At 70.1% G+C, this 5,553-nt stretch carries 4 protein-coding genes and 2 pseudogenes; 5 read left to right on the top strand and 1 reads right to left on the bottom strand.

Annotation, left to right across the window (positions count from 1 at the left end; genetic code table 11):
* Together AB0M39_RS41260 and AB0M39_RS41255 are read left to right on the top strand one after the other, a co-directional pair.
* Nucleotides 1-718, top strand: a pseudogene (locus AB0M39_RS41260) (hypothetical protein); the annotation flags it as partial.
* Complete coding sequence (locus AB0M39_RS41255; RefSeq protein WP_365374138.1) at nt 715-1,128, top strand: hypothetical protein; 414 nt, start codon at nt 715-717, stop codon at nt 1,126-1,128. The pseudogene AB0M39_RS41260 and the gene AB0M39_RS41255, both read left to right, overlap by 4 nt.
* A gap of 62 nt (nt 1,129-1,190) precedes the next feature.
* On the opposite strand, the gene AB0M39_RS41250 is transcribed toward AB0M39_RS41255, so the two are convergent.
* Nucleotides 1,191-1,865 carry a hypothetical protein gene (locus AB0M39_RS41250; RefSeq protein WP_365374135.1) on the bottom strand — a complete coding sequence of 225 codons (675 nt, stop codon included), beginning with the start codon at nt 1,863-1,865 and terminating at the stop codon, nt 1,191-1,193.
* Nucleotides 1,866-2,447: 582 nt separating this feature from the next.
* Between AB0M39_RS41250 and AB0M39_RS41245 the strand changes: the two are divergent.
* The 3 genes and pseudogenes from AB0M39_RS41245 to AB0M39_RS41235 all read left to right on the top strand — a co-directional run.
* Nucleotides 2,448-3,680, top strand: a pseudogene (locus AB0M39_RS41245) (transposase); the annotation flags it as partial.
* A 202-nt stretch (nt 3,681-3,882) separates the two neighbouring features.
* The gene (locus AB0M39_RS41240) at nt 3,883-4,770 is read left to right on the top strand and encodes a TniB family NTP-binding protein (protein ID WP_365374133.1); all 888 of its coding nucleotides are present in this window, start codon (nt 3,883-3,885) and stop codon (nt 4,768-4,770) included.
* Nucleotides 4,767-5,553, top strand: a 787-nt coding sequence (locus tag AB0M39_RS41235) for a TniQ family protein (RefSeq protein WP_365374131.1), incomplete at its 3' end; no start/stop codon positions are given. The genes AB0M39_RS41240 and AB0M39_RS41235, both read left to right, overlap by 4 nt.

Genomic DNA, 5,553 nt, shown 5'->3' with positions numbered 1-5,553 from the left:
ACGACAGAAGACTCGCGCGACACCAACCCCACCGCATCAACAACGGTGCACTTTCATCCGTACGCAGTGGTGCGCGTTCACTTGTACGCCGACACTGGCGTGGTTCATCGCGCGCCGGCCCGGCGGAGTCATCGCCGGGGCACTGGCCTATCGGCACCACTGCATCCAAGTCTTCGAAGGCTACGCGGGGACCAGCGAATCCGGCTTCCGGGCCGAGGTGGAGAGCGAGCAGGCCCTCGCCCGCGGCGAACACCTCATGGCCGCGATCGACGCCCACGAACACACCAACCTCACCGGCCCCGCCGCCGAGGAGGCCGCCCGCCGCCTGGAGGAGTTCGGCGCGCGGGCCCGCTTCCAGGGCAAGGTCATCCTCGACGACAACCGCCTGCGACGGCTCATGGCCAAACACGACCCGGCCGTCTATCCCGGCGAGTACATCACCTGCGTCCACGACCACGCCAAAGCCCTCTGCGAACGCGCCCACCGAGGACGAACCGAAGGGCTGCCCGACCACGGCGGCTGCAAGCCCCTGGCCTGCCGCAACGTCGTACTCACCCCGGAGAACACCGCGGCATGGCAGCGCGAGATCGACCGCATCACCCGCCGCCTGGCCTCCCGGCCCACACTGCCACCGCTGCTGCGGCACCGACTAGAGTCCCGCCGCGCGGAAATCACCGCGTTCCTCCTGAAGAACACCACAGTTCTGGAATCCGCATGAGCCGTCCTGCCGACGTCCCCACCGAGGCCCGCGTCCGCCGCGTCATGGACCAGTACATGACGGAGTGCCAGGACAACGGCACCAGGCCGAGCGTCCTCGCCCTGGCCACCAAGCTCGGCCTGAGCAACACCACCTTCCGGCGCCACTTCGCCGACCTGGCCAAAGAAATCTCCGCCGTCCGCTCCAACCCGGAACCCGCCGCCGCGGCGGAGAAACATCCGAGCCCCTACGAGATCCTTGCCGCCAGGAACGCCAAGCTCCGCCGGACGAACCGGTCACTGACCGAGAACCTCCGCTTCGCAGCGGCCCAGATCCAGCACCTTGCCGTGGACAACGCCCGCCTACGCGAGGCCCTAGAGGACAGCACCAAGGTCACCCGCATCGATCGGACCGGTCGTCCTGGACACTGACGATTGCCAGCCAGCCGCAATCCGAGCTGGTGGGCGATGACGCAAACCACGACGAACAGCACTCACCAGCAGGGCCGTTGGCCACGGAGGCCAGACTCCGGTCCCCTGGAGCGGCGCGGAAGTCTGAGCGCCTTGGCCTGAGCTCTGGCGAGCAGATCGGTGAGAACCTCCACGTCGCAGGTGCTGTCCAGTTCCGAAAGGCTCCTCTCTACCGATTCCACATCCCTGCTGGTCGGGTTCATGTCCATGTGGTCGAGGGCGAAGGTCAGCAGCTTGCGGTGCCGGAGTCCGTCCCCCAGTGCCCGGGCACGGAAGAGTTCCGCTCGCAGACCCTCGGCGTCCAGGACCTCGCACTGCGCTGCCAGGGCGTGGAAGTCGCTGCGTGACCAACCCACGATGGTCTGGAAGTCGTGCTCACACAAGGTGTCGTCGAAGCAGGCCAGGAGAAGCACAGACCGAGCGGCGGACCAGGCAGCGCCCGAGATCAGGACGCGGTCCACCCGCCCGTGCAGCAGCTGCACCCCGTCGGCGGCGAGCCAGTGAGATTCAGGCTCCGGAGGCTGTTCCGTCGATCTGACGCGACGAAGCTCGTCGAAGAGAGATCGGCACGTTTCCACCGAAGGCTCGGCGCCCGCAGGTGGGCGCCGGTGATAGAGGGCGATGAAAAGCGCGCGCTCGACGATGTCCGTCTCGTCCCGACCCAGGAGGACGCTGCCCGGCAGCAGATCAGCGGTCATATCTCCCGGATCCGCTGCCGCCACCACGCTGCTGCATGCCATGAACTCACCGATGCGGCCGATGGGTCGGGCAGGGTGCGACGGAGGAACTCCTCATCGAGCCGGGCGACGATCCTGCGCAGCCCTCCCCGCGCTGCGGGCGGCAGTCGGCGGAGGGCGTCTTCGAGGGTGTCCCGGGCGTCCGTCGGGTCGCAGCAGGGGCAGTCGTCCCAAGGCAAATACAGGTATCGGCCGGGTCTCCGGAGGAAACCCTCGTATCGGTGCAGGGCCTCAGCAACAGCACCAGGCCAAAGGTGCCGAGCTTCGATCTGGTTGATGGCCGCCCGAGTTCGGCGGGGAATGCCTGGAATCTGGCGGACGGGGCAGGTCGTGCTTCGGGCTGGCCACCGCTGAGCGCGGATGGCGCCGGGCGGCCTACGCGCCATCGGCCTTTCGGATCTGCGTCATGATGCCCATCATGCCAGAGCTCACGGTCGCGGCCGACAGGTGAGCCCGGTTGAGAAAGACGGCACCAGCCCACCGACACAGCCCCCAAAGCCTCTACCCACTGGTCAACGGTCAGCTCGCAACTACCTCCACAAGGTCGCGATGGACTGGTACACCCGTTGCATCACCGGGATCCGGGTGACGCCGGTGTCGACGAAGGCGGTGGATGTCAGCGCGGTGCTGTTCCAGTGCTTCCGGCCGCGGCCGGCGGGACGGGACTGGCCTCGGGGTGCGGTCTGGCCCGAGCACGGGATTCCGCGCACGGTCCTGGTCGACATCGAAGGCGCCGTGGGTCCGGGGCTGGCGTCGCCGCCGTTGGTGCCCGAGACGCTGGTCGTCGATCATGGCAAGGTCTACGTCTCGGAGCACCTGACCAGCGTGTGCCGTCGCATGGGCATCTCCATCCAGCCGGCCCGGCTGCGGACCGGCCGGGACAAGGGCCCCGTGGAGCGGTTCTTCCGCACCCTGCGCGAAGGCCTCCTGGAGGCCCTGCCCGCCTACAAGGGCCCCGACATCCACTCGCGCGGCGAGCACCCCGAGGGCGATGCGTTCTTCTTCCTCGACGAACTGGAGGCGGTCATCCGGGAGTGGACCGCAACGGCCTACCACTGCCGGCAGCACTCCAGCCTGGTCGATCCCGGCCTGCCCGGCTTGCGGATGTCGCCGGCGGCGATGTTCGAGCACGGCATGGCGCGGGCCGGCTACATCGAAGTGCCCCGGGATCCGGATCTCGCCTTCGAGTTCCTGGCGACGAAGTGGCGTACGGTCCAGCACTACGGCGTCGAGATCGACCGACGCCGCTACCGCGGTCCGGGGCTGCCCAATCCTGGGATCCGCAGCCCGTTCGACGGGCCGGTCCGGGGCGCCTGGCCCTTCCAGGTCGACCCGGACGACATCACCCGGATCTACTTCCGCAGCCCCGACACCCGGATGTGGCACGCCCTGGTGTGGGAGCACGCGCCGGCGGCACGGATGCCTTTGAGCGAAGACGCCCTGGCCTTCGCCCGGAAGCTGGCCGCGGCGAAGTACCGCTTCCCCGACGACCGGCTCGCAGTCGCCGACCTGCTGGAGCGCTGGAGCCTGGGGCTGGGCACGACCTTGGCCGAGCGGCGCATGGCCCTGCGCATGTCCCGCGAGCAGGCCGCCATCACCCTTCCGCCCCTCGGGGAGCCGAGTGCCGCATCCGGGTTGCCGTCGGTCCTTCGGGTCCTGGGCCACGATGCGAGGCCCATCGACCCTGCGCCGACCGAGGACGGAGTAGAAGGCGGGGACGACGACGAGTTCCTGGGCGAGGACGACTTCTACGCGGATGCCCTGGAGGACGTGTGACCGGTCCGGTGGCCCGGAGGGATCCGGGGAATCTGGCGCTGTCGCGGAAGGAGGACTTCAAGGCGTTCGTCGACGCGTCGCGCCGTACCCGCCCCGACGTCCTGGACCGGAGCGGGCGGCGGCTTACGACCGGGCCCGCCGGCAGTGGCACGCGAACCTGGGACCGATCCGCACCCCTCAGCTCTCCGCCCTCCACGAGGACTTGTGGGACATCGTCGACAGCAATCTCCAGGACGGCGACCAGGCGAAGGGCGCCGTGGCGGTGGACGCCTTCCCCGGTTTGGGCAAGACCACCGCGGTCCTCGTGTTCGCGGCCGAGTTCCACCGCCGCGAGATCGCAGAGCACGGGGCGTTCACCGCACAGGGGCACGAGCGGTGGCCGGTATGCCGGGTCGGCCTGACCGGCAACACCGGGATGAAGGATCTGAACCGGGCGATGCTGGAGTTCTTCGGCCACCCCGGCCGGCAGACCTCCACCGCCGCCCAGCTCGGACTCCAGGCGCTGGACTGCGTGCTGTCCTGCGAGGTCCGCCTGCTGATCCTGGACGACCTGCACTTCCTGAAGTGGCGCAGGACCAGCGGCATCGAGGTCAGCAGCCACCTGAAGTGGATCGCCAACGAGTTCCCCGTCACCCTCCTGAAGGTCGGCGTCGGCCTCGCGGACAAAGGCCTGTTCAGCGAGGGCGAGGCTATCGGCGAGACGGCGCTGGCCCAGACGGGCCGGCGGACCACCCGTCTGGACATGCCGCCCTTCACCATCGCCGCCGAGCAGGGACGACAGCAGTGGCGCCGGCTGCTGCTGGCCCTGGAACAGCGCATCGTCCTGGCCGACGCCTATCCGGGCATGCTCGCCGACGACCTGTCCGACTACCTCTTCGCCCGCAGCACCGGCCACATCGGATCCCTGATGACGCTGGTCAACCGCGGCTGCCAGCGCGCCCAGCGCGCCGGCGCCGAACGCCTCACCCGCGAGCTCCTCGACCAGGTCAGGAACGACGAGGCCGCCGAAGGGGCCCGCCGCGAACTCGACTGCGCCTTCAGCGCGGGGAAGGCCACCAGCCGTCCCCGCGGCGTGCGGACCACCGGGTGAAACCCGCCGTCCGGCGGTCCTTGCCGATCCGGTACCCGCCGTATCCGGGCGAGGCTCTGGATTCCTGGCTGGAGGCCGTCGCCGCCCGGCTGAACTGCCCCTTCACCGACGTGCTCAGCGCACTCGGCCTCCCCAACCGCGACCTGGCCGCGGCCGCCCCGGTCCTACCGCGCTGGACCACCCTGGCCACCCCCGACGAGCTCGCCGCCATCACCGAGGTCACCGGGACCCCCACGGAGGTCCTGGCCGCCATGACCCTGCAGTCCTACGACGGGCACGCCGTGGTGATCGTGCCCGGACAGCGCCGCGTGCACCGGCAGATCCTGTGGGGGCGGGCCGGGTCACGGTTCTGCCCCGCCTGCCTGGAGGACACCGGCGGACGCTGGCAGGTGACCTGGCGGCTGGGCTGGACCTTCGCCTGCACCCGCCGCCACCTCCTGCTCGCCGACCGCTGCCCGGCCTGCCACCGCACCCCTCGCCTGCGCTCCCACCCCCGCACCGAGGTGCCCCGCCCCGGCCGGTGCTCCAGCCCGTCCCCGGGCGGCGATCCCCGCCCACGACGCTGCCACCACCCCCTGGCCGACACCCCGGTCACCGCGCTCACACCCGGCGGAGCCCTGGAGGAGACCCAGCACCTGATCAATACCGCGCTCGCGGGCCCGGAGCGGATGGTTCGCTGGCCGCTGTACGGGCCGGGTGGGGTGCCCTTGCGAGCGGCGCTGCGGGACGTGAAGAGCCTGGGGGCCCTGGTCCTCAATCACGCGACGTCCGACGACCTCGGCC

This window comes from Streptomyces sp. NPDC051907, assembly GCF_040681075.1.
Taxonomy (GTDB): domain Bacteria; phylum Actinomycetota; class Actinomycetes; order Streptomycetales; family Streptomycetaceae; genus Streptomyces.
Note: the sequence above shows the minus strand (reverse complement) of the source record. Positions and strands in the feature narration are given on the sequence as shown.